Origin of the sequence: Sphingomonas sp. R86521, from assembly GCF_042466235.1 — a bacterium.
In the GTDB taxonomy this organism is placed as follows: Bacteria; Pseudomonadota; Alphaproteobacteria; order Sphingomonadales; family Sphingomonadaceae; genus Sphingomonas.
The window spans coordinates 297608-322651 of sequence record NZ_JAXHBY010000001.1 but is presented as its reverse complement, the minus strand read 5'-3'; the positions used below and the strand labels follow the sequence as shown (position 1 = coordinate 322651).

The window sequence follows — 25044 nt, the reverse complement described above, 5'->3', positions numbered from 1 at the left end:
GGGCATCGCCTTGGTCCGGCCCCCTTCCCACTTTCAATGACGACCTGGCACAGCCGTGATCGCGCTCGTCTCCGCTTCTTCCCCAGCGACGAGTACGGCGGGCGCTGACGGGGGTATCAGCGCTTGCAGATTCGCGATCCGCAGCCCTGCCCTCGAGCTGCGACAGATCGCTTTCGCAAGTCGCTTATGGATTTCCGGTATGTAGGTTAGCATGAGCGCATGGACCAATTCCCCGATGCCCCCGGAAAGATAGCCGACGCAGCCATCAGTCAACTCGGCGCGCATGCGAAGGCCATCGAGCGTGTCGCCATGCGCCTCCCCGACAATGCCGACCGCATGGAGATCGTCTGGCTGGTCGAGAGTCTGCGCGATCACGAGCAACGGCTGAGGGATCGGATACGGGCGATGACCGAGGCCGCCCGATAGACAAAGGTGCGCCGAGGGAGACCGGCGGCGTCGGCGTGAGGCAGCGACCGGTAGGTTTCTTGCGCTGGCATGATCTCCGCGATGAATGGCTGCTGCAACAAGCATTCCTGGGCGGTTCAGCGGAGAAGGGCCATATCCGGGTCAAGCCAGCGCGAACCGGATCGATCTTGATCACTTCGCGACTGACCCCGAGGACAAGGTCATGATCGCCCAGTTCAAGAAGATCGCGCTCGCAGTTGCACTGGGAGCGTCCACACTTGCCGTTGCTGCACCGGCCGAAGCGCAGCGTTACGGCGCATATCGTGGACGCGACGACGGCAGCACCGCGATCGTCGCAGGCGTCGCCGGGCTTGCTCTCGGCGCCGTACTTGCTTCGAGCGCCAACCGCCGCGACGGCGGCTATTACGACCGTGGGTACGACGGCCCCATCGTCGCCTACCCTCAGGCCTATGACGGCTACTACGCCGGAACGTACCCGCGGTACGACGGCTATCGTGGGTATGACGGGTACGACGCCCATTATTCTCGCCGGAACGGGGGCTACGATCGCGGCCGAGGGTATGCGGACCGGCGAGACCGGCGCGATGATCGTCATGACGGCGGGTACGACCGCGGCGGACGGGATGGCTATCGGCGTTGATCGCCTGACGAGGGGTGCGGAAGTTCGCTTCCGCACCCCTCACATCGGTATGGTCCAAGCTAGTCCGTTCACAGTTGCGCTGACCCGCGCGTTCGCCATGTCGCGTGTCGACGGCGTAAGTCTGCCTCGCTCCTTGCATGCCGACGCTTCCGAGTGACCTAGACAAGAAGACGTCGGCTGCTCGCCCGTCGCGCCCGCGGTCCCGCCGACCACCTCCTAGGAGGACAAGAGGACACCTGAACGAACGTTCTGCCCGTGAGATCTCACGGCATAGATTCCGATCCACGACAGTGCTCCTTGGCGAAAACCGAATCCGTCTTCTCGACGTGGGCCTGCGCGGCGGCGACGAGTAGGGATCTTCCCGGCGGCTACGTCGCCACCGTGGAGGATTACCCCACCGATGCGCCGTCCCGTACCGTGGCGGCGGTGATCGAGCGCAACCTGACCTACGCGGCGGCGGACCACGTCCCTTCCCGCATCGACACGATGCTGATGGACCAGCTCGATCGGCTTCGCCGGTTGGTCGATGCGCATCGGACCGCAACGTTGCCGCCCGCCTGCGACGCAAGGCGGGCTCTACTCGCCGAATGGGACGCCGCCGTCGTGCGGAGGGACGATCGATGAACAGCCGGACAAACGCGAGAACGCCCTTGCAGGGCGGAAACTGCTCGAAGGAGAATGACGCGATGCCGATCAACGTGGCGACCGTCTTGGAAACGGACGTGATGAGCGACCTCGACAGGGAATACCGGGAACGCTCCGGGCTCGGAGATCGTCGTCACTACAGCATATTCTACAGCCGGATCTCGCCGTCGCCGCTCATGATCCTCGGCATCAACCCCGGCGGCGATCCCGCCAGGTGGTCAATGCCCGTCGGCGCCGACGAGTTCTGTTCGGAATGGCAGCACGACTACGTGGACGAACGCTACGAGATCCAGGCCGTGATGCAGCCGTTGCTGCGCAGGGTTCTGCAGATCGACGATTCCGTTCTCCGCCGGATCCCCAAGACCAACATGATCTTCCGCCGGTCCCAGGGTGTGAGCAGGTTCAGGGATCAGCAGTCCGGCATGACGATGGACGCTGCGTTGCGCGAGGCGGCTCCGACGCTTGAACAGATCATCCGCCGTGTTTCGCCCAAGTCCATCATCTTCGAGGGTCTCGACGCGCTTGCGATGTTCAACCGGACGTTTGGCAAAGGAGCACTGAGCGCATCGCTGGTGGCCCCTGTCACCACGCCCAACGGCCGGCATCCGGCGCTCATATATTCGGTCCACGAGGTGCAGACCGCCATCCTTCCCGAGCCCATCGTCGCCTGCGCGCTGGCGCATCCGTCCAAGTATGCGCGACGCAAGGAGTTCGGGGTTGCCGAAGCGGACATGATGGCGCGCTTGGAGCCCATCGGTGCCATGCTGCGCGAGATGGGTGCACCTCCCGATCGTTGATTGCCGCCGGTGGGCGGTGGTCAATCTGCAATCAGAAATTCCGATGCTGACTTGGCGATGCGACCCACGCCGTCTTGTGCGCGAACGGCACGAAGGACTGCCACGCGTGCGCGCGGTTCTGGACGGAGGGGGGACGCCGCCCCCCGTCGGAAATCATTGCCCTACCGGACCGAGCCGCTTTTGCCTTGATCATCATCGTGCACGCCGGTCTTCTGCCATGGCCAACGGCCGTCGATCTCTACTTCCAAGGAGAAGCTGAGGAACGTTCGGATTAGGACGATGCCCGCGAGAACCGCGAGACTTCGGATCGTCGGCTCGACCGCGACCGTGTTGATGATGTCGGCGGCGACGAGGAATTCCAGCCCCAGCAGGATGGATCGCCCGAGCCCCGAGCGGAAATCGGCGACAAGTACCGAGCGCGGAGAGGACCGGCGGAGGATCCCGCTCAGGAACAGCGTCAGAGCGCCGAATGCGCCGATCACGATGATGGCGGTACCGACGATCTCTACGGCGCTCGTGGCAAGTTGTATCCAGTAGCCCTTGTCAGCCATCATTGCTGTCTCCGTATGGACCGGCGCGGCGTCACGGCTCGTGCGGCTTCGATGGGTGGGACGACGACGCGGCCATAGGCATGCCTAGCCGGTCTCGCGCGTCCATTAAACGGCGATCCTCGGTCGAGGCCCGCTCGTCCGCGCCGTGGAAGCGGCTAATATTGGAAACCGCCGGCCTTCGCCGCATAATTAGGGGTTCATGCCAGAGCGCTTCGGTAGAATTCCAGCGTCAGTGCAATCGACTGCAAGAACATCGCGGGATCGTAACGGGGGCCCTCGTCCCTCAGGAACGCGTGCTGCGCATTCATCTCATGCCACGCATATCGTGCGCCGACTTCTTCGAGCCGCGCACGGATCGCTTCCCGACCAGCATAGGGAACATGAGGGTCCTGACGGCCCCAAACGAACATCGCATCGGCCCTCAACTCGGCCATGCGGAACAGGCTGTCGTCTGACCGCCCCTCTCCCAGCGTGCCCGAATGGATGTCCGTCGGATAGAAGCATGCGCATGCGGACACGCGCGGATCCAGCGCCGCGCGATAGGCGAGATGGCCGCCAAGACACACGCCGAAAGTACCCAGTTTGCCGTTGCACGCCGCGTGGGCCAGAATGGCGGTGAGGCCCGCCTTGGCATCTTCATCAAAAGCGGCAACGGGCTTGGTGAACTTGAGCTCATTGCCCCGATCGGTTCCAGCCGGATCATACGTCAGGGCCGTGCCCATCGGCTCGTATTCGTGATATACTTCGGGCAAGGCCACAACATAGCCGTTTCCGGCAATCATCGCCGCCAGCCGGCGGATTGGCGCCGTCACCTGATATATCTCAGAGAACAGGAGTATGCCCGGGAAGCGTCCTTCGGCTGCGGGTCGGAACAGGTGCATCCGCATCGTGCCACTACCGGGTACGTCTACATCCAGTGTCTCGTCGCTGCGCAATAGCATCCGCTGGTCCTCCTGTCGGCGTTGGGCGACATGCCTGCCGCCATAACCCATCCGTCTACCCTGACCAGCGCCGGCACCTACGATGCCGCTCATTCGACCTTCGCAATTGACAGGCTATGGCAATGGGATGGCGTGTGGCCCGGTCGTCCGCTGCTGCGCAACACGAGGGCAGGCCTGTAAACGTTCACCGCAATATGCCTTCCCACAAAACCAGAAGTCCGCGTCTCTGATCCCGCGCCGTCTTGTTGGTAAGACGAGCATGGGAGGGGGTGGTGGATGATCTTCGGAGCGTGGCACATGGAGTTGCGGAGCGCTGCGATCTCACGGCCATTCTTAATTAGATCAAAGAAGCGCCAGATCTTCTTGGGACAATTAAGTAGACCTCTATTGGCAGATCATGAGCCTTACATCCCATTGTAGCCACATTACAGAACGGACCAATATCTCAATTCTACCGTCCGCTCGCCAGTGCCTTGGAATTTCTCAAAAATTCTCTCAAATCGAAATTGACTTGGACCAGCATGTTGACTCGATGGAGCGGCGGGCGGACATTGCTGCCATAAGTCGTCGGGGACAGATGATGGTGGACGGTTGGGTTCTACATTTGGTCCGGACGGGTGAGCATTCTCGCGTAAGCAGGCGGCGGACCGTCGGCACCTACGAAATACTGCACGACGAAGTCCCGACTGGCCTGAAGGGGACGACGGTCGAAGCGAAGGGTCCGGGGGACAATGCAGTCGCAGGCAACGGCAGATGCGTAGAGACTAAGTCGTATCCGCTCGCCTCGCAGGACGGCGAGAACTACAAGACCATTGGTTACCTGGTGTCCGACGACAGCGATCGAACCCCGAAACCTGGGATCGAGCTGCTCGACACCGGAGCCAGGCGCGAGATCCTAATTCATCCCGGCCATGGCTTCCTGTCGAGCATCGGCTGCATCAACCTTACGGCGGCGCTGGCCGACGGCGGCGACGACATCCAGTTCGAGGACAGCCGAGACCGCGTGATTGCGGCCATCGAGGATCTGCGGGCCTACTTGGCCGGCGAGTTTCCCCAGTACAATGGGCGGGCGATACCGCGGGCGCGGATCGTGATCGAAGGACCGTAAGCGGGAGGTCGGGATGCCGGATGATTGGATGACTTACGAGGGCGTGGTGATCAGCAGGTATGCCGGCGGGGCCTACGCCTACCGGACCGGCCGGGTCTCGCTGGACGCCGATGGATCGCCTAGGGCGTATCACCCTGACGACACGGGCATAGATGCGAACGCCAACGCGGGCTATCCGCATCGTGGTTGGCGTTCAGTCCTGGCAGTCGACCCGGCCGATCCGGACCGACCCTACGTTCAGCCCGATGGTCCCTTCGCCGGCTACTTCGTGAGCAAGACGTCGCTGCGCAGCCACGATGCGGCGATACCGATCCGGGGGCCTACGTGGACTCTGAGCGGATCCCCTACATCGTTTTCCCGGGAGCGTTCTACGCGATCAAGGGGACCGGGCGGTATGGCGATCTAGCTATGGTCCGCGAGGTTGGCGGCGCCCGTGAGACAGCAGCGATCGTTGCCGACGGCGGCCCGACCAAGACTCCGCTTGGCGAGATGTCGCTGGCGCTTGCGACCGCGCTCGGCGGCACTCGTCCGAACCCGCGCAACGGAAGGGGCGCACCCAGCGGCACGTTCGAGTACGTGGTCTTTCCCGATTCGGCATCCGCGCCTGCGTGGCCGCGCTCGTTTGAGGACATTGATCAGCGCGCGCGGGAACTCCTAGCGAACCTCGGAGGCTGGCCGACATGACGGCGCCGCGGCAGACAATGGAGGCGGACGTTGAACTTGACGATGACACGCCTTCAGACCGCTGATTCCGCGTTCTACAGAACCAATCCATTTTTTGCGGGGTGCGCGTCAACGTTGCAGCAGGTTTTTGAGGCTGCTTGGGGCCATCTCGACCATCTAGCGGGTGCTTATAGGAACTTGGCGGGAGATGCCCCGGGCGCCGCCGTGGCCTCGACGCGGCCCCGCCCGGACCACGACGCCATCGGGACAGCTACAACGCGAACCCGGCCTTCCTGAGCACCGCTTCGGTTCCCACGTCATTGACGTCCACGATTTGCTGGCTGTGAGGTGACTTCCGCTCGGGATGCTCGAGAAGAACCAATCGCTTGAGAGCGTAGAACAGCATAGCGTACCGTGAGTTGAGGACCATGGTGCTGCCGGTCTTGCCGTACTCCTTGCCGACGATGTCCCGCTGCTCTTCGAGGATCTCGACATGTCACGCGGCCGTCTCGATGGCGATCGAGGCTTTGATGCGGTGCTGGAACGCGTCCTTGCCCGCGGACTGTGACGCTAGCGACGCAGCGCAATCCAGCGGCCCGATCGCTTCCCGGATTTCCCTTGGCGGCTTGCCCCTGACGGCCGGCAGCGTCCCATCCCCAACGATGAGGATCAGCGGTTCGCCGCGCTTCGAGGAACTTCTCCCTCGCGGGATCATGTGCGACGGCGGGAAATCAGACGGATACAAGGACGCTCACTGACGCTTCGGCAGGCTACCCGGGAGCGGAAGCGGCGGTGTCGGAGCCCCATCGTCACTGTCGCGCTAGCGGACCTTCACTCCGGCCTCCGCACGACGAAGCTCGGGCCTACGAACCGGGCGCCCCCGACCCCGAGCGTCAGAATCGGTCGGTAGACGGCAGGCCCGGTCAATCCTGGCAGCCGTACGTGCAACGACGCGAGTTCGGGGCCGCCGTACAGCAGCCCCGTCGGGTGCTCCGGATGCATCATGTCGAAGTCCGCGTCGGCGACGTCGCCGGCACCCGGAGCAGGTCGAGCCCGTTCGAGATGCAGCGTGCCTTCGATCTCCCTATCCAGGGTGCTGAAGGAGAGACCTACCTCGATGTGCCCCCCATGTTCCACGATAAGATCGGAAACGTCGATGACGACCTCCGCCTGCTGAACTGCGGAAAGTAGGCCGTCGGCGTGGAAGAGCGTCTGAAGAGCGTGCAGGGTCTCGGCGGCATCTATCAGATTGATGTGGTTCCGATCGGTGAAACGGATTTCGTGATCCTCGAGGACCGCTCCCTGAAGCGGCACGGTTCCGTCGCCGGCTCCGCTCGTGCGAACAGGCGTAAGCGAGCGCCCGTCGTGAAGGAAGTGCGTCAACGTCTCGTAGCGTGTCCCGACGAACATGAAGGTACGGACGATCGGCCGGGGTCCGCGCAGGACCTTCTGGAGCGCCAATGCCGCGTCGAGGTGATCTTCGTTCAATCCGAGGCTTCGCGCGACGATACGGTCGGCAAAGACGTCCTGAGCGACAAGCCGACCGCCGGGACTTGTGTCCCACACCACGCCTGCGCCCTCGTGCGGGAAGAGCTGGTATAGCGACGGATACCGTGGATCGTTCGCGAGCTCCTTGGTCTGCTCAGCGCTTAGGAAGCGCGCCGCCTCGTGTCCCGTCGCCGCGGCCAAGGCCATCGCCGCTCCCTTGTTCGGCGTTCCGAACGTCAGAAGCGTCTCGACCCGATCGTAGCCGGCCCGGTCGGCGAAACGGCCGCTTTGTAGGAGATAGCGGGCGACGAGGCCGCCCATGCTGTGTGCTGCGACGTGTATCCTCGCATCGTGTCCATGCAGACCCGCTGCCCGTTCGATCGCACCGGCCAGAACCTCGGCCGCGTCCTCGATCGACCTGCGCCAGTCGTAAGGGACGGTGAGAAGCGTGGGGAGGTCTCCAGTCTCGTCGAAGAGCGCAGCGCCGCTTTCGCGACTTCGCAGCCGTCCGAAGCTGCGTAGCCAGGACTCGTAGACGTCGATGGTTTTTGCCACCTTGCGGATGACGCCACCGACCCGGAGGTCCGGCGCGAGCAGCCGTTCAAATCGTGCCTTGCTGAATCCGAACACGCCGTCCTTGAGGTTTCCCGGCCAAACTTGCCCCTCATCGTCGAACAGTTCGGAGCCGAGAGTGCCCGGAACGAATATAAGAACTTCCGTCACCGTTTGTATTCCCTGATGACGGCGAGGCATTTCTCGACGTGCTCTCTCTCGCCGTTCGGGACCTTCGCCAAACATTCCGGATCCATGATGATGCGGCGAAGTGCCGACGTCAGGTCCGATCGGTTCTCGCAGTAGTCGAACAGGCAGCCACGGCATTCATCATGGTATTCGATGTCGAACATCGAACTCCAAACCTGCGCCATGATCAGCATGGCCACGGACGCCTCGAAGGTCCGCTTGGCTTGGATAGCGAATTCTCTGAGGTGATAGGCAGAGACCATCGCCTCACTGCCTTCCCCCACCGCGAAGAAATTCCATCGAAGGCGTCCGTCAGCTTCGGTCCAGGCAAGCATGGGAGCCACGACGCCGACAATCATGTCCACGCCCACTTTCGATCTGATCGAACTGAGGTGGGGCTGGAAGTCGTCTACGAGAACGTTCTCAAGAAGCTCAGCTTCTCCTTCCTCCGTGATCCTGCGGCCTCGCGCACGATATTCGGCGACCACCTCGGCGCTGAACCTGCCCAGACCCGTCGGCAAGGGAGCCTCGACCGGGTAGAACATGTACCGCTCCTGGCTCCTGTTGACCTTCTGAAGCAGCCCGAACAGGAGACCCGCCTTCGCATCGTAGTCTATCACGCCGATCCGGTGGACGTCGGCCGCAGCGGTCGACCTGATCCGACGCGTCGTCGCACGCCTCTTCGGCGCGGATGTGAAGGTCGCAGTGTTCGCAAACAGCAGATTCGTCGGACGCGTTATCATCATTTCATCCTGCCGTGAAAAGCTGACTGCACCCGGGCCGGCGATAGAGCACGGGCACACCCCACTCGACGGTTGCGGCGTTCACGTTCGCATATGCTACGCCGACCGCGATCCTGCCATTGTTGACGGCCCAGTCCACGTCACCCTCCTGCAGCAGATCCGAATACAGCGCGGCGCAGAACGTGGCGACCGATCGCAACGACATCGGCATCTGGTTGGCTACCACAGCCGGAATGCCTCCTCGGACGAGACGCTCCGCAAGCGGGATCAGGGGCGCGATGTCGGTGCCGACGTTCGCCGTGTCGCACGCCGACAGAACGACGAGCCGCGTGGAGTCCGACGCCAGGACGTTCCTCAACATGCTGGTCGGTACGACGCTTCCGGCGTTCGAACGATGCTTGAGGAACCAGAGCCCGTCCGGACGCCCGTGTCCGATGAAGTGGACGATGTGAGGATCGAAATTCTGTACTGCCTTTCGCAGAGCATCCGCCGTAGCCGCTTCGACGAGCCGGAAGTCGATCGACTTGAGGTCCGTATCGTTCGTGTTCGCCGCGAAGATGCGCTTCATGTCCGCCTCCGTCTCGATCCAGTCGACGTTCGGTTGATTGGTCGGGGCCGCGACCGCGAGCAGGACTCTGCCGCCTGAGGTGAGTTTGAGGGGCGGGAGAGGTTTGATGTCGGTTCCGGGGACCAGACGCGCGACGCAACGGTGAGGATGCGGTGCGGTCTGCAGGTCGGGCCAGAACATGAATTCCCAAGGCACGGTCTTCAGCAGCGGGTCATCGACGCAGATGCCCAGCTGGATGCGGCAGCCGCTTGCGGTCTTGCTGTAGAGACCGGTCACCTCCCCCGACAGCAACGCGGCCGCAAGATCCTTTCCGAAGCCCTCGAGATCCGCGTTGCTCATCGACCGTGTATCGATGAGCGTCGACTCCACGACCCCGCGCGCCACTCCGAGACTGGAGAGCACTGCCTTCGTGGTGTTCACGGCGTGCGCGACGTTGAAGTCCGTGCGGGCGGAATGGATCATGTCCTCACCGACCCGATGAACGATGAGATCGATCCTGGCGGTCTTCTTCTTGCTCAACGGGGAGACCTGGTCGTCATGAGATCGAGGGCGCTGGGTGCATGCATGGATCCGATCTGATCAGCCATAGACGGCGGACGGTGTCTAGGTCGAGCTGACAGGCGTCTCAGCCTTGGCCGGTTTGGACGTCGAGGAATTCGATGTTCAAGAAGGCACTCGGGGGTATCGTTCCGAAGTAGAGCCACCAGGTCTTCGCCTTGCTTCTACAGGTTTCCGCTGCCTTCTCCAGGCGTTCCGCATAACCGTCCTTGCAATGCTTGCGTGACCACGACCGCCACGTCGTCAGGCGTGGATTCGACGACGGCAGCTTCAGCGTGATCCGTACCGCGCGCTTTTCCACGAAGACGGTCCCGGCGGGTATGTCAAAGCGATTGGCTGAGTAGGCTTTGGATTCCTCCTCAATGACGACATGCCCTCCGAGGTCGAGACCGTGCCCTTTGGGGCTCTTGTCCGTAGTGAGGTTCACGGCCTTTTCGACGCGATGGTCGTTGATCGGGGCCTCCCCCCGATTCAATCTTTCCGCCATGATGCTTTCCACCGCTTCCCGGCTCGTGAAGTGATAGAGGATCATCGTGTTTCCGTTCTTCCTTTGCCGCGTGCGACGAGGGCGGTGCGGCCGACCGTCATCAGTCGTCGCATAAGAAGACGAGTTCTGCTTGGCCCTCACCGACGATCGTCACCAGCTGACGATACCATTTGGAGTTCGGATATCCACGAACCCTGAGTACGGGCTCGCCGAACAGTCGCACCCATTTCTCCTGATCCAGAATCTGTACATCCTCGTGCGTCTCGGCGATCATCTTGCCCGCAGTAGTGGTCATGGCGATCACCTCGCCTTCCGGTGCCGGAAACCAGACGCCATCCCATCTGGCGTGACCGAAGGCGTTCTGTTTGGTCAAAGCCGTTCTGACCATCCTTCCGTCCGAGAACGACGTATAGGCACTCGTCGTGCTGAGGAATGTCTGCTCGGCGAGCACGTTCGAAGTGGAGGCTGTCGCGATGATTTCCTCGAACTGCCGACTGGCCTCTTCGTCGACGTTCGCGGCGATCTTCATGATGGCGACGGGTTCGACCGCCTCGTCCTTGCGACGTCGGCCAGACGTTGCCGGCACGACCACCGTCTCGACGGATCTGAGCTCGAGGCCCGCGGCCTCGGGAATGCTGCTGATCCCGGCGCGCGCCACCTCGCAGCCGAACGAGACGTCGGCGACGCGATTCAGTTCGGGTCTCCACCAGCCCTGGGTCAGTGCTCCGACGCCCCCGTACAGGCCTTCTCCACCGCACGAGAGGCTCAACGCGCCTAGTCGGCACTGGATCTGAAGAGGAGTACCCGAGTCGAAGACCCGTTCTGCCTTCGTCTTCATCCCGCTCCGCGCCGAACCCATGCTGACAGACGAGGTATCCTCCCGACCGAAGGCTTCGAACAGAGCCAAGCCGCCAGGCACGCTGACGAATGCATGACCGTTGTACATTCGAACGTCCAACGGTCGATTGAGCACTGTTCCGGCATCGACGAATATCGAATATTTGAGGACGTCCTGCACCGATACGACGATTGGGGCGTCGCTGGCGACGAGGTTCTGGACGTCGGGCGTCTGAAGAGATCCGTAGGGCCTGCCCGAGAGCTTCACCATTTCGTCATTCCGCGCGAACAGTTTGCGCGCAGCGCTGCCGGACCCGTTCAGCTCCTTTTCGATGTAGGTCTCCAAGTCGAACGCGTAGACTCCGCCGTCGTTGTCGAACAACCACAGGAAGTCGAAATAGAGGAACGCCTCGACATAGTCGCCCTCCAACACCATTCTTTTCGTGATCATATCTGCTTCAACCTCAACTTTTTCGCTATTCGCGTATTAACGTGAGGATTGTTACCCGTTTCCCATTTCTGAATGATGCTTTCCGGTACGGTATAGTCCTTGTTGCGATAGGTGGTTACGGGGTAGCCGTGCGCAGGGTCAGTAGTGTTCGTAGGTTTGGGGAAGAAGGCGAGCCGCTGATTCGCTGTACCGAGCTTGAGCGTGGAGTCCTTCGAAGTCCACCAGTGGACGCCGTCCACGTTCCACCCGGCATTCTCGCTTGCCTCGTAGAAGTCGCTTTCGTCCTGCTCTACGATCGATTGCAGCCAAGTTGATTTGTCCGGATGCTTCCAATCGCGATGCCTGCTCGCGCAGAGATACTCCCGCCCCAAGCTGGTCGTTCCGTAGAGTCGGCCCCCGTTACCACCGCGCAGATACCGCAACGTCTTCTCCTGATGCGCCATCGCGAACTCGCGATGCATTCGGCAACGGATCTACGCGAACGTCCTGCTGGGAAGAAGGGCGGGCCGAAGCAGTTGCTACCGATGCCGATGCATCTACCTCCCGGAATCCGTCGGGAGATGCTGCGTCATGATGGCCGTTTTGACGGATGCTTCACCATCGAGAAGTGCCCTAAGGAGGATGTCAGTCCTGCCTGTTCCCGATACCCGCGAGAAGGTACCGCAGCAGTCCCGCCCACGCATCGGGCACCGCACTCCTGTCGACCGACAAGATGCTGCCGGCGCATGCCGACCTGAAGGACCGTTCCACGGCTTGGCCGAGCTCGCGTTCATCGGCAGCACGGCGAAGCGAAGACGTGAGGCTCACACGGGCCGCGGGGTCGAAGTCCCTTGCCATCGTCACCAGTGTGGCGAGAATGGTCTGAGCCATGATGACCGCATCGCTCGGAGAGATCGACGCCGCCACGGCGGCTGGTTCGGCGCAGAAAGGCTGTGAGAAGCTCCGGACGATGCGCTGCCCGTTCAGTTCGACCGATCCAATGCTTTCTCTGCAGATGCGCAGCGATTCCGCGGGAATCCCTATGTCCATGTCGTTTTTCCGTGATTTCGAGGGCGGGACGCCTGCTTCGTGTGGCGGACGTTCATGAGGTCGAACATCCGCGTTTCGAGGCCTGAAGGCGGATGAGGAACGAGGAGAAGAGAAGGCCGGGGAGACCGACATCCGACGTTCTTAGAGACGCCGGCCTCGGTACGACGTCGCATTCGAAACCACGTCCGGCGGAACGGCCGAGGATCGTCCAAGACCAGGACACCTCATGGGGCATCTCTCCCGTCGAGATCGGCCTTCGCTCGTATCAGCGCCGCATACCCACGACGGAGACGGCCGACTTCCGTAACGTGGGCTCACCGTCTCGCGGAGCCGACGGCCGCCCGCATCTTCGGCTCCATGTTCATTCTCGGCTGTGGGCGATCCGCGTTGGGGGTTCGCCCGACTTGGTCATCCGGGCCCTCCGGTTCGCTCCTCCTCCCATTGCCTGTGCACCGCGATCATCGCGAGGAGCAGAGGGCGCATTCACCAGTTGATGTCGTTGCGGATGTGGTTGGTCAGAGAGGTCTCGGCTCCCTTCGGCACGGCCGCCAGCGCGGCCGGATACATGGTCTTGAGGTGGTTCACCGCTTCGCGACCGATGTTTCGTGCCATCTCGTCGAACAGACGGCGGCACGGTTCTCCCGACTTTCAAGCGAATCGCGCTCGGCCCGGCTCGAGATCACTTCGACTTCCGTCATCTATTTTCCTCATGTCTAATCGTCTGCGACATGCCTCGACCCGCCATGACATCTTCACGCTTGCGGAGAACGCCAATGGCGATACCTAAGCTCAGGGACCGACGCGGGGGAATCTGAGATCGTGAAGTCATTGAATATGCGGCTCGGCGCCGCAGCCGCAGCTGCGATCGCCATGAATGTCGCTACTGCGACACACGCCGAATGGAGCCCGTTGACGTCGGCCAGCGACGGAACCGTCTATTCCATCGATCCGGACCGTGTCCGAACGGTGAGCGGACGCCGACAGGTATGGTTGAAAGGCGATCACAGCCGGGATCGGACCGAGCGTGCGCGTTCATCGATGACCTTGCTCAGCATCGACTGCTCGGCATCCACGATCCGCACGCTCGTCGAGAACAAGTACGATTCCTATGGTAAGACGATCTCCAGCCGTACCAACACGGACTACGGCATCGGCTACAATCCGATCACGCCCGAGACGATCGGAGAGGACGTGGCCAAATCGGTATGTCCAGGAGAAGCAGGCCAGTGATCGGCGGTACGAAGCCGTGTCCGCGATGTGCGGAACGCGTTAAGGCCGCCGCGCAGGTGTGCCGCTACTGCGGTCACGAGTTCGGCGGCGTGAGCCTGGCGAAGAAGGAGGCGTCCGCCACCGAAGTTCCGGAAGCCGTCGCGTTTCGACGTTCTCACCAGCCGCGCCGGTCTCTCGCCATCGTCGGCGCTCTGGTCGCGCTCGCCCTGGTGGCCGTACTGGGGTGGGCGATGTCCCCGAAGATCGACAAGACGGCGGTGCCGAGCACTCCCGTTCAGAAGCTCGAGAAAGCCCAGCCGACGATCGTCGTCGCTCCGGCTGGACCTGCGCTGCAGGTAGGGGAGAGTCTGGAATGGACGGCGGACCAAGCCCCCGCAGAGACGGTGCGGATGGTCGGCGACTTGACGGTGAGGGTGAGTGGCAGGACCGAAGACGACACGGTCGCGCCGCTGGTCACCGTATCCAGAGGCGACGAAAGCGTCACGATGACGGGCGAATCCGTCTCGAGCTCCTATACGCACCGAATCTCCTCTGTCCGCAACATCGCCGGAGCGCCTCCGGTAGTGATGCTGCAGAGCTTCAGCGGCGGCGCTCACTGCTGCAATCACGTCCAGCTGGCGGGCATCTCGGGCGGCCGGCTGAAGATCGTCGATCTTGGTTCCTGGGACGGTGACGAGATGGCCGCGCCTACGGATCTGTCAGGCGACGGCTTGGTGGATTTCGTCGAACGGGACAACGCGTTCCTGTACGCCTTCGCACCCTATGCCATGAGCGCCGCGCCCCCCGAGATCTTCAACGTCACCGGGGGCCGCGTCGTGGACGTCTCGCGACGTCCGGCTTTCCGGCGGCTCTACGTCGAGGAGATGGAGAAGGCGGGCGAAACGTGCCGGACCGCGACCGACGGAATGGATCGAAACGGCTCGTGTCCGGCCTTCGTGGCCTCGGCCGCGCGGGTCGGCCGGCTTAACGAGGCCTGGGCCGACATGGTTAGCGCATATGCGGCGGATCAGGACTGGGAGTTCCCGACCGGGTGCTCGATCCGAACTAAGGCGGCTTGTCCAGAATCGTCCCGGATCGTCTACAAGAGCTATCCGGAGGCGCTGCTCGCGTTCCTCAAGGAACATGGCTACGTCGCCGCCGGATGGTCGCCCCCGGATGCGACCGCTACGGAAGGGGACGTCGAAGCGGAGCCGGCACCTGCCTACTGAGGCCGTCGTGCTTCGAAGGCATCGCGAGACTCCGGCTGCGGCTTCCGGCATGTCTCGATCAGGAACCCGTATCTGCGGATGGTGCAACGATCGAAGTTCGGTTCGACGATCGGCGAAGAACTGGACCGGTATCCAGGGCTGGTCCCGCCCGATACGTTCCCTGGCTGACGAAGCCGAACGTTCGCGAAGCAGTGAGGCGCACGGCTGTCGTACCGTCGTACCAGCGGACGCCGATCCCCCGAGGGCTACGTTCCGCCGGAGCCCAGCCCCCGGCATGCTCAATCCGGCTTAAGGCCCGCTAGACGGCCGGGCTGCGTCAGTCGCCATGTGCCGCCGCGAAGTTCCGCTCGAGCAGGCTCGAGAAGGCGGAGAACGCCGCTGCCGTCCTCGACGAGATCGAACGACTGACGTGTCACCGATCGAAGACTAATCGCGTTCGCGTAGTCGGTCGGGAAGTCCACGATCATGCGGCTTCCGGGGAGAACCACCGCGGTATGTTCGCTGGTGCGCAGCAGGACGAGCAGGCCACTGGAATCGCGGCCGAGCGGCTGGAACCCACCGTCCTCGGTGGCTTCGCATACCTCTCCGCCCCGCTCATCGATCCAACGCTTGATGTCCGTCTTGCGCGGCTGAGCGATGAGTGCACGATATTCGTCCAGCATCTCGTCGCGTGGATGCGTGTTCTGATCTTCGGATCGTGAACCGTTCCAGGAAGCATCCGCTCGCGATGCGGCTGCCGCACGAAAGGGCACGGCGCTGTCGTCGTAGGATGGCGAACGGACTGCGGAAATCCGCTCAGCGGCAACGGGCGATAGCGGGTCCCTGATAGCCTCAGTAGGAATGGAAGCCGGCTTGACGGCTTCCGGGGCCGGCTCGACGGCAGATCGGACGGGTGGACGTACGGCCTGCCGTTTCAATGCTTCGACGCCAAGATCGATGCGGCGCATCTGATCGGAAAGGTTGACGAGTGTCGCCATGATCCGATCTCCGGATCCGCCCTGTTCGGGTCCGCGTGGCGCCTTGCGTGACCGTTCGTCGATCTTGGTCAGTTCGTTGCTCAGCGAGTTGATCTGTACCAGCGCGACGACGATCAGCGCGAGACTGAGGCCTGCCACGATCAGCACGATGATGTTCAGAGTATCCATTTGTCTTCCCTAGACGCGATGATCATCGCCATCCGTTCATTTCCAAATCGTCTTGGGACGCATGCTTTCCTGCGGACGAAGCCGTATCAGCCCTACCAGTGCCTTCAGAACGGCCGAGAACTCCGACTGCCGAGGTCGGCCGTCCCGTTCGTCTTCACGATCAATGTCAGCGACACCGTTTATCAACTTGGCGCGCTGGTTGTCATCGATCGCGACATTGAATCCGGAGACCCGCGAGAACGACTTGAGGAACGGGTCGAGGTCTTCGATGCCGATGTCGAGCGGCAATGCCGAGTACACCTGGTCCTCCGTCGATGCCGGAAGTTCCGCCGGCGCCGAGCCAAGTTCGTCGCCGAAGTCTACGCCCGCGTCCGGCCCGGACATTGGCTTCGCCTTGGGGCCCTTCTCGTCCCTTGCCGCGATGATCATCCCGGCCGCGACTTCGATCTTCGGAAAAGGAGACACCTGGACCTGCGGGTACGACGGACGCGCCTCTCCTGCCGCAGCGGCGATCAGAAGCATCAGTCTGCTGATCTCGGTCTGCGCTCGAGGGTCCGATCCGTGCAGGCGGACGAAAAGGCCGGAGCCACGCCCGCAGAATGCTACGGCGACGTCGTTCAGCGCAGCCTTCGGAAGCTGGCCGTCGCGTATGAGGTTGCGTAGCAGCCTACCTACGAACCAGGCCAGACCGCCGAGGAAGAGATAGGAGGTCTCCTTCAAAGAGCGTACGTTGTCGGTGCCGCTGACTCGGCTCCACTCGCGTTCTATCGCGTTGTCGAGCGTCTTTCCGCTGAACAGCAGCTCGCCGATGTAGTGGATGTTCGCCTGCAGCCCGGCATCCGATTCCTTGTTGAGCTGCTGGATGACGTTCGACCATGCCTTGAGACCGAAGTCTTCAAGGATCTCGGGATTGCGCATGATGTGATCGGTGAAGAAGTCCCCACCAGCCAACCGCATGGATGTGGAGAGCAGCTGCTTTATCGGCTTTCCGTTGTCCCATATTGCGATGTCGGTGGTGCCCCCGCCGATATCCAAAATGATGTTGACCGCTCCCCTCGTACCCTGCGCCTTCGTCTTCTCGTCGAGGATGTAGGCGGCGGCGGCATCGCCTTCGTACTTGATGGGCTGAACGGCGTCCGCCGCGGGTGCTGCTACGACGTCCGCAAGCGCCAGCCGGAGCTGTCGGAGGAAGTCGGCGTCGTCGCCCATGTCCTTGGGCCGCGAGAAGTGCCATTTCAGTTTGGCGGGGTCGCCGCCGGTCGCCGCCCATTCGCACGCGATCATCAGCATCAGCTGGCGCAGGAACCGCCGCGCCGCATCCCGCATTTCGGGCGTGCTGGACCATTTCAAGTTGTACTTGATGTTGTTGAGCAGAGCCGACCATTCCTTGATCGGGATCGCGCTGATGGTGCCGTCTTCAGCGAAGTCGGGCTGAAAGTACATCAGATGTCGGATCAGCAGCGAGTCGTTGAGGGCGCCGTCCGCATCCAGCAGTTCACGACCTGGCGTGTCCAGCGGTCGGCCGATGATGACCGTCGGACTCGGAAGTATGCGGTCGTCCGCGGGCAGAAAGTCGCGGAACTTCTGATTGAGCTCGGACGACAGGACCGCTGATGTCCGGTCGCTCGCAGGCTCGACGGGGTGGACGATGCGTGCCGCGAGTTTCAAGGGTACGGGATCGTTCAGACAGGCGACCGTGTTCGTCGTACCGAAGTCGATCGCGGCGACGGCGGTCTGATCGTTCGGATTGATGACTTCCGTTATGCGGAGAAGGCTCAGTCCCGCGGGATACGGCGGTTGGTCCGGGTTAACCGCGACGGAAAAGAACGTCGCTTCGTACGGGATCGCTGAGATCTGGACTTCGGATGAACGTCCTCCGGAGTTGCTCGCTCGGAGGCGTGTCATTCCATGCCCGGAGTACTTGCGGGACCCGAATTCCGGGATGCGGTCCAGAGTCGCCGCGCTTCCTCGGTTGTCGAGCGGCGTGCTGTCCGCCCAAGGGGCGATTCGTTCGGCACGGCGATCGGGCGCCTGGGCGTCGCGCAGGAAGTCGCTCAGAAGTCGACCGGACATTGCGAACCGGCCGCGCAGCCGGTTCAGGCTGTTCGTGGAATAGTCGATCCGCGCGCAGTAGTGCCGCCAGAGATCGCTCCGGAAGTTGGGCCAGATTGCAAAGTCGCCGAGGCCCCAGTCGACTTCGCGCAACAGCCTACCCTCGCTGCCCTGTGGATGTTCGGCGTAGCGACGAACGATCGCATGTGGTCGCCCGCCGACGGTGAGAGCGAGAGAGACCTTGGCATCACGATTGATCGTCATGCCCGAAGCCAGCTCTTCCGGCCTGCGAAGCAGCAGGGCGAGAGGTGACAAGGGGAGAAGACAATTGTGAAGCCCCTCCGGGTGGGACGATATGCGAGCGGGCCGTTCGTCATCGTCGAGGGTGACGAGGACCTGCGTCAGCAGATCGTCGGGTTCGATGAGCAGATAGCCGGCCTTGGCGATAGTCTCGCGGAGCGCCTGACGTTCCGATAGTGGGCCGGACAGGACCTGGTGCAGCATCTTTGCCCCCCAGAAACTGATCCGGGAAGCCGGACGTTCCGGCGTCGCGAGGGCCGGATCGAGCAGCACAAAGCCCTTGAACGGCGGCATCTCGCCCAGATCGTCCCGTAGGCGAATGATGCAGTCGGAATCTCCCGGCTCGGGCGCCTTCGAACGTACCGGGCTCGCCAGAAGCTGATAAAGCCGGGGGTGGCCTTCTCCCCACGGTTCGCCGGGCTCGATCGCACTCGGCTGACGTTCGATGCCCTCGTGATGCTTCGGATCCCGACAGTCGTCCCGGAACGACTGCAGCCGCCCGCGGAGGTTCTTGAGGAGGTCCTGCTGATCTGCTCTGCCTCGTCCCGCGCACAGGGCCGCAAGGCCGTCGTCGAGTCGCTGGAGGTATTCAGCGATCATGTGGAGTGCGGTGGGCGGCAGCGCATCGTTGTCGGCGAGCTTGGTCGGGTCCATCAGGCCGTTCCGCATCCACGGAATGCCTGAAACCCTGATTGTATCGCCATCCCGTCCGGCGGCGACCAGACTTGCTGGATTCAGGATTCCGAGATCTCGACCGACTCCGAGCTGTCGGCGATCACCGTCGAGCTCGTAGAGACGAAGGATCACCGGCCGATCCCAGCCGTGGCTGACGTCGCCGGTCGCCGCGGCCAGACTGGCTTGCGGCAAAAGATGCGTCATGACGCTGGCGAAGCGCGACCGCCGATCGCCGAGCGGCACCGGGATCAGTTCGAGCTTGTAGGTGTCCTCGTAGTACACGCTGAGCGCGAACAGGGCGATGAGACCCCGCCATTGATCGACCAGCGGGCTCGGGGGGCCCGCGGGGTTGAGGACGGCCGTGGCGAAGCTTCGCGCTTGAGACCAGGGATCCGGCGTCGAACGGACGACGTCGACCCTCGCCCGCTCGTCCACATCGAGTGCATTGCCGAGTTCGCCCAACGTTCCGCTGATCGGCTGCCATTTCCCGGGCGACGTGGCGTCCTTGAAGTTGTGGCCGCTCTTGCGCAGCGGAGTAAGCAGCAGGATTGGTTCGTTCGGCATAATTAGTTTCCGTCGCGAAATGGGCGCGCCGCGCGGTGCACGGCGGCGACAAGCCGCCCAAGTCCTTGGCTCTGGCCGGTGGCGACCTTTTCGCTCAGATCCTTGAAGACGACGGTCGCTCCGACGGGCGGAGCGTTCCGATCGTCCGCGTACAGCATCGCGTCGAGATCGGCGTACGATTCCTCTTCCGATCGGCCAGCGTTCAGGACGACAGGATCGGTTGGTTTGCGGCGGTCGGACACAGCCAGCAGGCGCTCTCCGTTCCACAGCGAGAACGAACCTATGGTGCCTTCGCTGAACAACCGGATGGACGACGCCCAGTGCAGGAGCGAGTCCACGTACTTCATGATGTCCTTGCGCGCTTCTGGAGTGTCCACCTGCCAGTTCGTGTCGCCGGCGAGCTTCTTCAGCCATCCCGCCTTGATGGAACCGAAGATGTTCCGGTCGTCGATGGACGGCTCGACGCGATAGCGCCACCACAGAGCGAAGCGGAGCGTGCCACCCAGACGATCGTATAGCGACCGCTTCAGGGATTCGTGCGCGGGAAGATCGGCCCAACCGATCGTTGACGCGTCGCCTCGCCCAGCCACGAGCGGAGCACTTGCGGGCAGCTTATCGACATCCAACGTGAAGAAGTCCATCGCCGCGAGCGCTGCTACGAGTTCGGGAAGCAGAGCGGGGTTTCGCTGCTCGCCTCGACCGGGCTTATGATAGCCGAGGTCGAACATCCGCTCCCAACCGGACACGTACAGGCGATCGAACACCTTCTCCTGCTGAAGCAGGCTCTGGTAGAAATCGATTGCGACGCGTGCCTGCGGCAGGAGCTGGGCCGACGTAATGACGTTCGCGCTGGCGTCGTCGGGCGGACCGAAGCGGAAGTAGGGGAGCATGAGCGCTCCGCCGATGTGGACCTTGTCCCCTTGGATGCGCTGCTGGTTGTCGCCGCCGCGCAGCTTGTGGAGCATACGCGCGATGGTCGGAAAGCCGGCCGCGCCCGTACCGCCGAACAGCGAACCGGCCATGAAGATCCGGATCTCCTCCCCGCCGGCGCTCGCCTGCATGAGCTCTATCAGGCGGTCGAGAAACTCGGGCTGATCGTGGTTTATCGCGGAGACGAGCGCGGCCGCGCCGACATGCGCACGACCGCGGTAGCCTTCCGCGAGGTCCATGGTCTGCTCGGCATCGCTCGGCGCTGCGCCATCGCCTCGGAACAGAAGATTGAACAGAGCGCGTTCGTCGTCAGGCATGTCCTGATGCTGCATGACGTGACGGAGCGTCGGCATGTTGTCCGGAGCCGGCCGCCAGTGCGCCGTTCCCGAAAAAAGTGGTTCGAGGTCGATGCCGAAGAGGTTGGACCCGCCGTCTTCGTCGCTGGAGTTCCAATCTATCCGGTTGACCTTGCCGGCGGCGAAATGGCTTCGGAGACTTATGAGGAGCTGCAGAAGCTGCTCGGTCCTGACCACGTTGCCGTTGCTGTTGTCCTGATCGACCAGCCCGATGATGACCTTCGGCCTCGGTCCCACGCCAGCGGAAAGCAGATACAGCGCTGACTCGACGATCTTGGCGCCGGTCCCGCCGATGCCGATCAGAATGTTGATTGCCATGTGTGGTCCTTCAGCCGCCGAACAGGCTGCCGCCGGGAACGGCGACCTTGGTGCTGGCGGGCGCGAAGAGCGCCGTGCTCAGCCAGTAGCCGAGGACGAGCAGCACGAAGGCGATGCCCGAAGCGTTCAGCGGGACGCTCGGTGCCAGCAGTACCGCGATCGGAGCGCCGATCATCTTGATCCAGAACCATGCGATGGAGACGAGCACCGCGACGATCATCAGCCCGGCCCATGATCCGCGCTTGGCGCGTGCCGACTTGTCCCCGTAAGGGGGGCTTCGGTCGATGAGCACCAGCCAGATGCAGGCAAGGACGGCTGCGACCAGAAGCCCACCGAACCCGGCCAACAGGGCCTGTTTGCTCATGTCGTCGACGTACGCGGCCACATGGGCCGGGTCCCCGTCGAGGCGATCGATCAGATCGGGCGCCAGAGCATTCTGATTCGCGAATCCGAACTTGATGATCGCCCAGTAGACTCCCCCCAGGGCCGCGTGGATGCCAAGAACGCCAAGGATGCGTGTGGGTAGATTGGATGACAAGATCTTCCGTCCTTCACTCGATTTCGACGGCGACGGCGAAGCCGCCGATGTTCATGGGCTTCGCTTCAGCCGACTTCAGGAGTGCGATCTCCAGCAGCCTTGCGGTCTCCGAAAGATTCAGCGTCGGCATCGTCTGTCGCTTGACGGCGGCCTGTTCGGTGGAAGCGTCGAAGCTCCAATCCCGCATCCACTGGGTGGCCGGGTTGGGCGATCGGAGCGAGGTCCTCCGAACCGTCCCGACCAGCAGATACCGGTCGGGCGGCAGGGTCGCCAGCTCGGACGGATCCAGGCTGAAACCCGCGGTGCCATCGGTTGGCCAGCCGCCTGGGAACGTCCCTTCCTCCCGCCAGTCGCCGCCGTCAGGAAGGCATTTGTCGCCCGACTGCCTATACAGCTTCGTGCTGCCTTGACTGGTCCCCTCCCACACGGCCCCGGGCAATATGCTTGTTTCGGGAGTGCCCTGCCATCTTGCACCGGGCACCTTTCCAGCGCCGCCTGCGCGCAGTGCCTTGCCCCGGTCCAGTTGGTATTGAGGCACCCGCACTCCGGTGCGAACGGCCAGGAATGCCTTCTTCGTCAGCGGACTTTTGGATTGCAGTTCGAACGCCTGAGTACCGTCGGACGCCGAAACGACCGGGTCGAGCGTGAAGAGGGAATAATGAGCCTTGCCGCTCCGCAATGCATTGGAGATGGAGGACGAGGGCGCATTCTGCATCACGCGGTGAAACGCCTGCAGCCGATCGACCGGTCCAGCGACGACCAGGAACAGGTAGCGGCGTTGCGCTTTGACGGCCGTGTCGCCGCTGGGCAGGTCGCTGACACGTCCATCGTACGGACTCTCGAAGCCGTAGACGGCCACGCTGCGTCCGCTCGCGAAGATGTCCGCGAGCGGCTTGGACAATGCGACCCCGTCCGTCGTGAGTACTTCGCTATTGGCCAGCCATAGATCGCTGACCACGATCGAAAGGGACTTGGCGTCGCCGTCCGCGACGTTCCTCAGCGCCTGATCGATATGGCTTTCCTGGGCGTCGCAGTTGCGATTGCCGGCCGGGCAGAGGTAGCCGGCCTCCGTCTGCATGCGCCGCACGCTGGCCGGATCGAGGTCCGTCATCTTGCGATCGAACCGGACTATCCGAACCTTGCTCCGATCGATCGAATCGAGGTTCGGCAGAAAGCCGACAAGATCCGCCAACGGCTTCTCGTCCGCCGTACTCCCGCGAATGAAGCCCGCCATGCTGGCAGAGCCATCGAGGTAGATAGACAGTGGCCCGCCGGAATCGGCGGATGAGCCGGTCGATTCCGACTTGCCGCGGATCCAGGGGCGAGCGGCCTCGGGAAAGCACGATGCCCCATCGATCGAAGATTTCGAGTCCCCGCTGCAAGACGCCAGACCGATTGCCGAAATTGCTACTAGAACTCTACGCACGCTCTGTATCATGCCCCCCATAAGGCACTGACAGTTCACGATGGGCACCGATAAGTCCATAGCGATTGTCGACGCCGTGGAAGCGGCTCGAGGGCGTCGCGGGTCTTCGATGGCCGCGGTCTGACGCGACGCGGAAGAAGGCACGAGAACGCGGTATCGATGCTCTCACGACCGAATAATTGCATCGGAAACGGATCAAAAGCGGGCGTGAAATGCGAACTCGTCACTCATTCGACGGCAGGCCGGGCGAACAGACCGACGTGCGCCCTGATCACGGCGATTTTTTTTGGAAGCGACAGCAGAGTGTTTGCAACTGTCCGTAGTATGATAGTCGGCGATCGACTCCTTGCCAGGACCCCGAATGCAGAATGTAACAATGGGTGGGAATGCGCCGCTGACGGCATCCCGGCTCGAAATCATCGTGGAGTGGCCGGCAAGCGCCGGAACGCTCGAGTCTTCGGCCTACCTGGTCGGTTCGTCTGGCAGAGTTCGAAGTGACGACGACATGGTCTTCTACAACCAACTGTCGGATGCCGACGGGTGCGTGAAGATCGTTGGCATCGAAGCGGATCGTACCGTCATGGCCGTCGATCTGACGCGGGTTCCGAGCGACGTGGAGCGGATCGTCGTGTGCGTGACGGTCGAGGGCGCGGTCAGCACGATGTCCGCATTCTCGGGGACCGCCGCCACCGTCATGGCCGACGGCCGGCCCATGCTGACCTTCCGCCCCGATCTGACGGCCGCGTCGGAAGTCGCGATGCGCCTTGTGGCGCTCTACCGTCGCAACGGGGCGTGGAAGTTCCGCGCGGACGGCCAAGGCTTCAATAGCGGCCTCGCTCAGTTGGCGAGATCGTTCGGTATCGACGTAGACGAAGGCGACCCGGCACCGCCTGCAGTTCATCAGATCGTGCAGCCGGTGCCGATGCCGGCGGCGAAGCCTGCTGTCGTCCCTTCTGCAACGCCTGAGCCGATCGGCTCGTTTGCAGACCTGGTGAGCGAGGCGCCTCGGCCTCTCCGGCGCGACGACGGCTCGACCCGACTGTCGGCAGCGACTCCAAGTGCCCACTGGCGGGGTTCGACGCCGGCTGAATTCGGGGAGATATCGGTAAGGCTCGATTGGGACAGCCAGTGCGGAGGCCTGGAGGGCCGGCCGCGTCCACTCGAGGTTGGGCTGGGTTGCCATTACGAACTGCAGGACGGACGGAATGGGGTCGTTCAGTCGTGGGACGGCAACGGCCAGTTCGACACGGCCCCCTTCATCCATCTGGCACACGGCGAAACAGGCGGAACGCGGGGCGACCAGAAGATTCGCGTCAATGGTGGAGAATGGTCGGCCATCCGCAAGCTGACGATGTTCGCCTATATTATGTCAGGCGCGCCGAGCTGGCATACGGCCTCCGTTTCGCTGGCCGTTGCAACTTCGGGAGAGGCACCCGTATCCATTTCATTCGAAGGCGGACCGGATGGCAACAGCATTGTGGCACTGCTGACGATGCATAATCGCAACGGCGAGATCGACTTCGCTCGCGTGATGCGGTTCGCGACCGGGCACCAGGAACTCGATGCCGAATTGGGCTGGGGTCTGCGCTGGCAGACGCGATACAACTGACGCCAACCCGCATGTTCGTT

Annotated in this window: 24 protein-coding genes; 9 read left to right on the top strand and 15 right to left on the bottom strand. The window is 62.8% G+C overall.

Features of this window, described 5'->3' with window-relative positions; genetic code table 11:
* Positions 1 to 219 precede the first annotated feature (219 nt).
* The 4 genes from SJY20_RS01610 (at position 220) to SJY20_RS01595 (ending at position 2508) form a co-directional block, all read left to right on the top strand.
* Complete coding sequence (locus SJY20_RS01610) at positions 220 to 426, top strand: hypothetical protein (protein ID WP_380784863.1); 207 nt, start codon at positions 220 to 222, stop codon at positions 424 to 426.
* 202 nt (positions 427 to 628) lie between these two features.
* The gene (locus SJY20_RS01605; protein ID WP_380784862.1) at positions 629 to 1066 is read left to right on the top strand and encodes a hypothetical protein; all 438 of its coding nucleotides are present in this window, start codon (positions 629 to 631) and stop codon (positions 1064 to 1066) included.
* A 297-nt stretch (positions 1067 to 1363) separates the two neighbouring features.
* On the top strand, positions 1364 to 1690 hold the full coding sequence (locus SJY20_RS01600; RefSeq protein ID WP_380784861.1) for a hypothetical protein: 327 nt from the start codon (positions 1364 to 1366) through the stop codon (positions 1688 to 1690).
* 62 nt (positions 1691 to 1752) lie between these two features.
* Positions 1753 to 2508 carry a hypothetical protein gene (locus SJY20_RS01595; protein WP_380784859.1) on the top strand — a complete coding sequence of 252 codons (756 nt, stop codon included), beginning with the start codon at positions 1753 to 1755 and terminating at the stop codon, positions 2506 to 2508.
* 161 nt (positions 2509 to 2669) lie between these two features.
* Here SJY20_RS01595 and SJY20_RS01590 read toward each other — a convergent pair whose 3' ends face one another.
* Together SJY20_RS01590 and SJY20_RS01585 are read right to left on the bottom strand one after the other, a co-directional pair.
* Positions 2670 to 3062, bottom strand: a complete 393-nt coding sequence (locus SJY20_RS01590) for a DUF1622 domain-containing protein (RefSeq protein ID WP_380784858.1) — start codon at positions 3060 to 3062, stop codon at positions 2670 to 2672.
* Positions 3063 to 3256: 194 nt separating this feature from the next.
* Complete coding sequence (locus SJY20_RS01585; protein ID WP_380784856.1) at positions 3257 to 4000, bottom strand: dienelactone hydrolase family protein; 744 nt, start codon at positions 3998 to 4000, stop codon at positions 3257 to 3259.
* 580 nt (positions 4001 to 4580) lie between these two features.
* On the opposite strand from SJY20_RS01585, the gene SJY20_RS01580 reads away from it, so the two are divergent.
* Together SJY20_RS01580 and SJY20_RS01575 are read left to right on the top strand one after the other, a co-directional pair.
* Entirely contained in the window at positions 4581 to 5108 is a 528-nt protein-coding gene (locus SJY20_RS01580; RefSeq protein WP_380784855.1) for a hypothetical protein, read from the top strand.
* A gap of 324 nt (positions 5109 to 5432) precedes the next feature.
* Positions 5433 to 5792, top strand: coding sequence for a hypothetical protein (locus SJY20_RS01575; protein WP_380784854.1), 360 nt, complete (start codon positions 5433 to 5435; stop codon positions 5790 to 5792).
* A gap of 810 nt (positions 5793 to 6602) precedes the next feature.
* Here the strand turns inward: SJY20_RS01575 and SJY20_RS01570 are convergent.
* From SJY20_RS01570 to SJY20_RS01535, 8 genes are all read right to left on the bottom strand, one after another.
* Positions 6603 to 7982 (bottom strand): esterase/lipase family protein, encoded by a 1380-nt coding sequence (locus SJY20_RS01570; protein WP_380784853.1) that lies wholly within the window; start codon positions 7980 to 7982, stop codon positions 6603 to 6605.
* The gene (locus SJY20_RS01565) at positions 7979 to 8743 is read right to left on the bottom strand and encodes a hypothetical protein (protein ID WP_380784852.1); all 765 of its coding nucleotides are present in this window, start codon (positions 8741 to 8743) and stop codon (positions 7979 to 7981) included. The genes SJY20_RS01570 and SJY20_RS01565 overlap by 4 nt, the downstream gene beginning before the upstream one ends.
* Before the next feature lie 4 nt (positions 8744 to 8747).
* Complete coding sequence (locus tag SJY20_RS01560; protein ID WP_380784851.1) at positions 8748 to 9830, bottom strand: CHAT domain-containing protein; 1083 nt, start codon at positions 9828 to 9830, stop codon at positions 8748 to 8750.
* Between the two features lie 106 nt (positions 9831 to 9936).
* The gene (locus SJY20_RS01555; protein WP_380784850.1) at positions 9937 to 10401 is read right to left on the bottom strand and encodes a hypothetical protein; all 465 of its coding nucleotides are present in this window, start codon (positions 10399 to 10401) and stop codon (positions 9937 to 9939) included.
* 55 nt (positions 10402 to 10456) lie between these two features.
* On the bottom strand, positions 10457 to 11644 hold the full coding sequence (locus SJY20_RS01550; RefSeq protein WP_380784849.1) for a hypothetical protein: 1188 nt from the start codon (positions 11642 to 11644) through the stop codon (positions 10457 to 10459).
* Positions 11641 to 12105, bottom strand: coding sequence for a hypothetical protein (locus SJY20_RS01545; RefSeq protein ID WP_380784848.1), 465 nt, complete (start codon positions 12103 to 12105; stop codon positions 11641 to 11643). Before SJY20_RS01545 ends, SJY20_RS01550 begins: the two co-directional genes overlap by 4 nt.
* Before the next feature lie 163 nt (positions 12106 to 12268).
* On the bottom strand, positions 12269 to 12673 hold the full coding sequence (locus SJY20_RS01540; RefSeq protein ID WP_380784847.1) for a hypothetical protein: 405 nt from the start codon (positions 12671 to 12673) through the stop codon (positions 12269 to 12271).
* Between the two features lie 483 nt (positions 12674 to 13156).
* Complete coding sequence (locus SJY20_RS01535; protein ID WP_380784846.1) at positions 13157 to 13285, bottom strand: hypothetical protein; 129 nt, start codon at positions 13283 to 13285, stop codon at positions 13157 to 13159.
* A gap of 207 nt (positions 13286 to 13492) precedes the next feature.
* Here SJY20_RS01535 and SJY20_RS01530 point away from each other — a divergent pair, with 207 nt between their 5' ends.
* On the top strand, positions 13493 to 13903 hold the full coding sequence (locus SJY20_RS01530) for a surface-adhesin E family protein (protein ID WP_380784845.1): 411 nt from the start codon (positions 13493 to 13495) through the stop codon (positions 13901 to 13903).
* Positions 13900 to 15111: a zinc ribbon domain-containing protein gene (locus tag SJY20_RS01525; protein ID WP_380784844.1), complete on the top strand. Its 1212-nt coding sequence runs from the start codon at positions 13900 to 13902 to the stop codon at positions 15109 to 15111. Before SJY20_RS01530 ends, SJY20_RS01525 begins: the two co-directional genes overlap by 4 nt.
* Positions 15112 to 15389: 278 nt before the next feature.
* Here the strand turns inward: SJY20_RS01525 and SJY20_RS01520 are convergent, their stop codons facing one another.
* From SJY20_RS01520 to SJY20_RS01500, 5 genes are read right to left on the bottom strand one after another with little or no spacing between them, the layout of a single operon-like run.
* Entirely contained in the window at positions 15390 to 16256 is an 867-nt protein-coding gene (locus SJY20_RS01520; protein WP_380784843.1) for a hypothetical protein, read from the bottom strand.
* Positions 16257 to 16292: 36 nt separating this feature from the next.
* Complete coding sequence (locus SJY20_RS01515; protein WP_380784842.1) at positions 16293 to 19847, bottom strand: hypothetical protein; 3555 nt, start codon at positions 19845 to 19847, stop codon at positions 16293 to 16295.
* Between the two features lie 2 nt (positions 19848 to 19849).
* On the bottom strand, positions 19850 to 21451 hold the full coding sequence (locus SJY20_RS01510; protein WP_380784841.1) for a hypothetical protein: 1602 nt from the start codon (positions 21449 to 21451) through the stop codon (positions 19850 to 19852).
* 10 nt (positions 21452 to 21461) lie between these two features.
* Positions 21462 to 21989, bottom strand: a complete 528-nt coding sequence (locus tag SJY20_RS01505; protein WP_380784840.1) for a hypothetical protein — start codon at positions 21987 to 21989, stop codon at positions 21462 to 21464.
* Between the two features lie 13 nt (positions 21990 to 22002).
* Positions 22003 to 23223, bottom strand: a complete 1221-nt coding sequence (locus SJY20_RS01500; RefSeq protein ID WP_380784839.1) for a hypothetical protein — start codon at positions 23221 to 23223, stop codon at positions 22003 to 22005.
* Positions 23224 to 23776: 553 nt separating this feature from the next.
* Here SJY20_RS01500 and SJY20_RS01495 point away from each other — a divergent pair.
* Complete coding sequence (locus tag SJY20_RS01495; RefSeq protein ID WP_380784838.1) at positions 23777 to 25024, top strand: TerD family protein; 1248 nt, start codon at positions 23777 to 23779, stop codon at positions 25022 to 25024.
* Positions 25025 to 25044 lie beyond the last annotated feature (20 nt).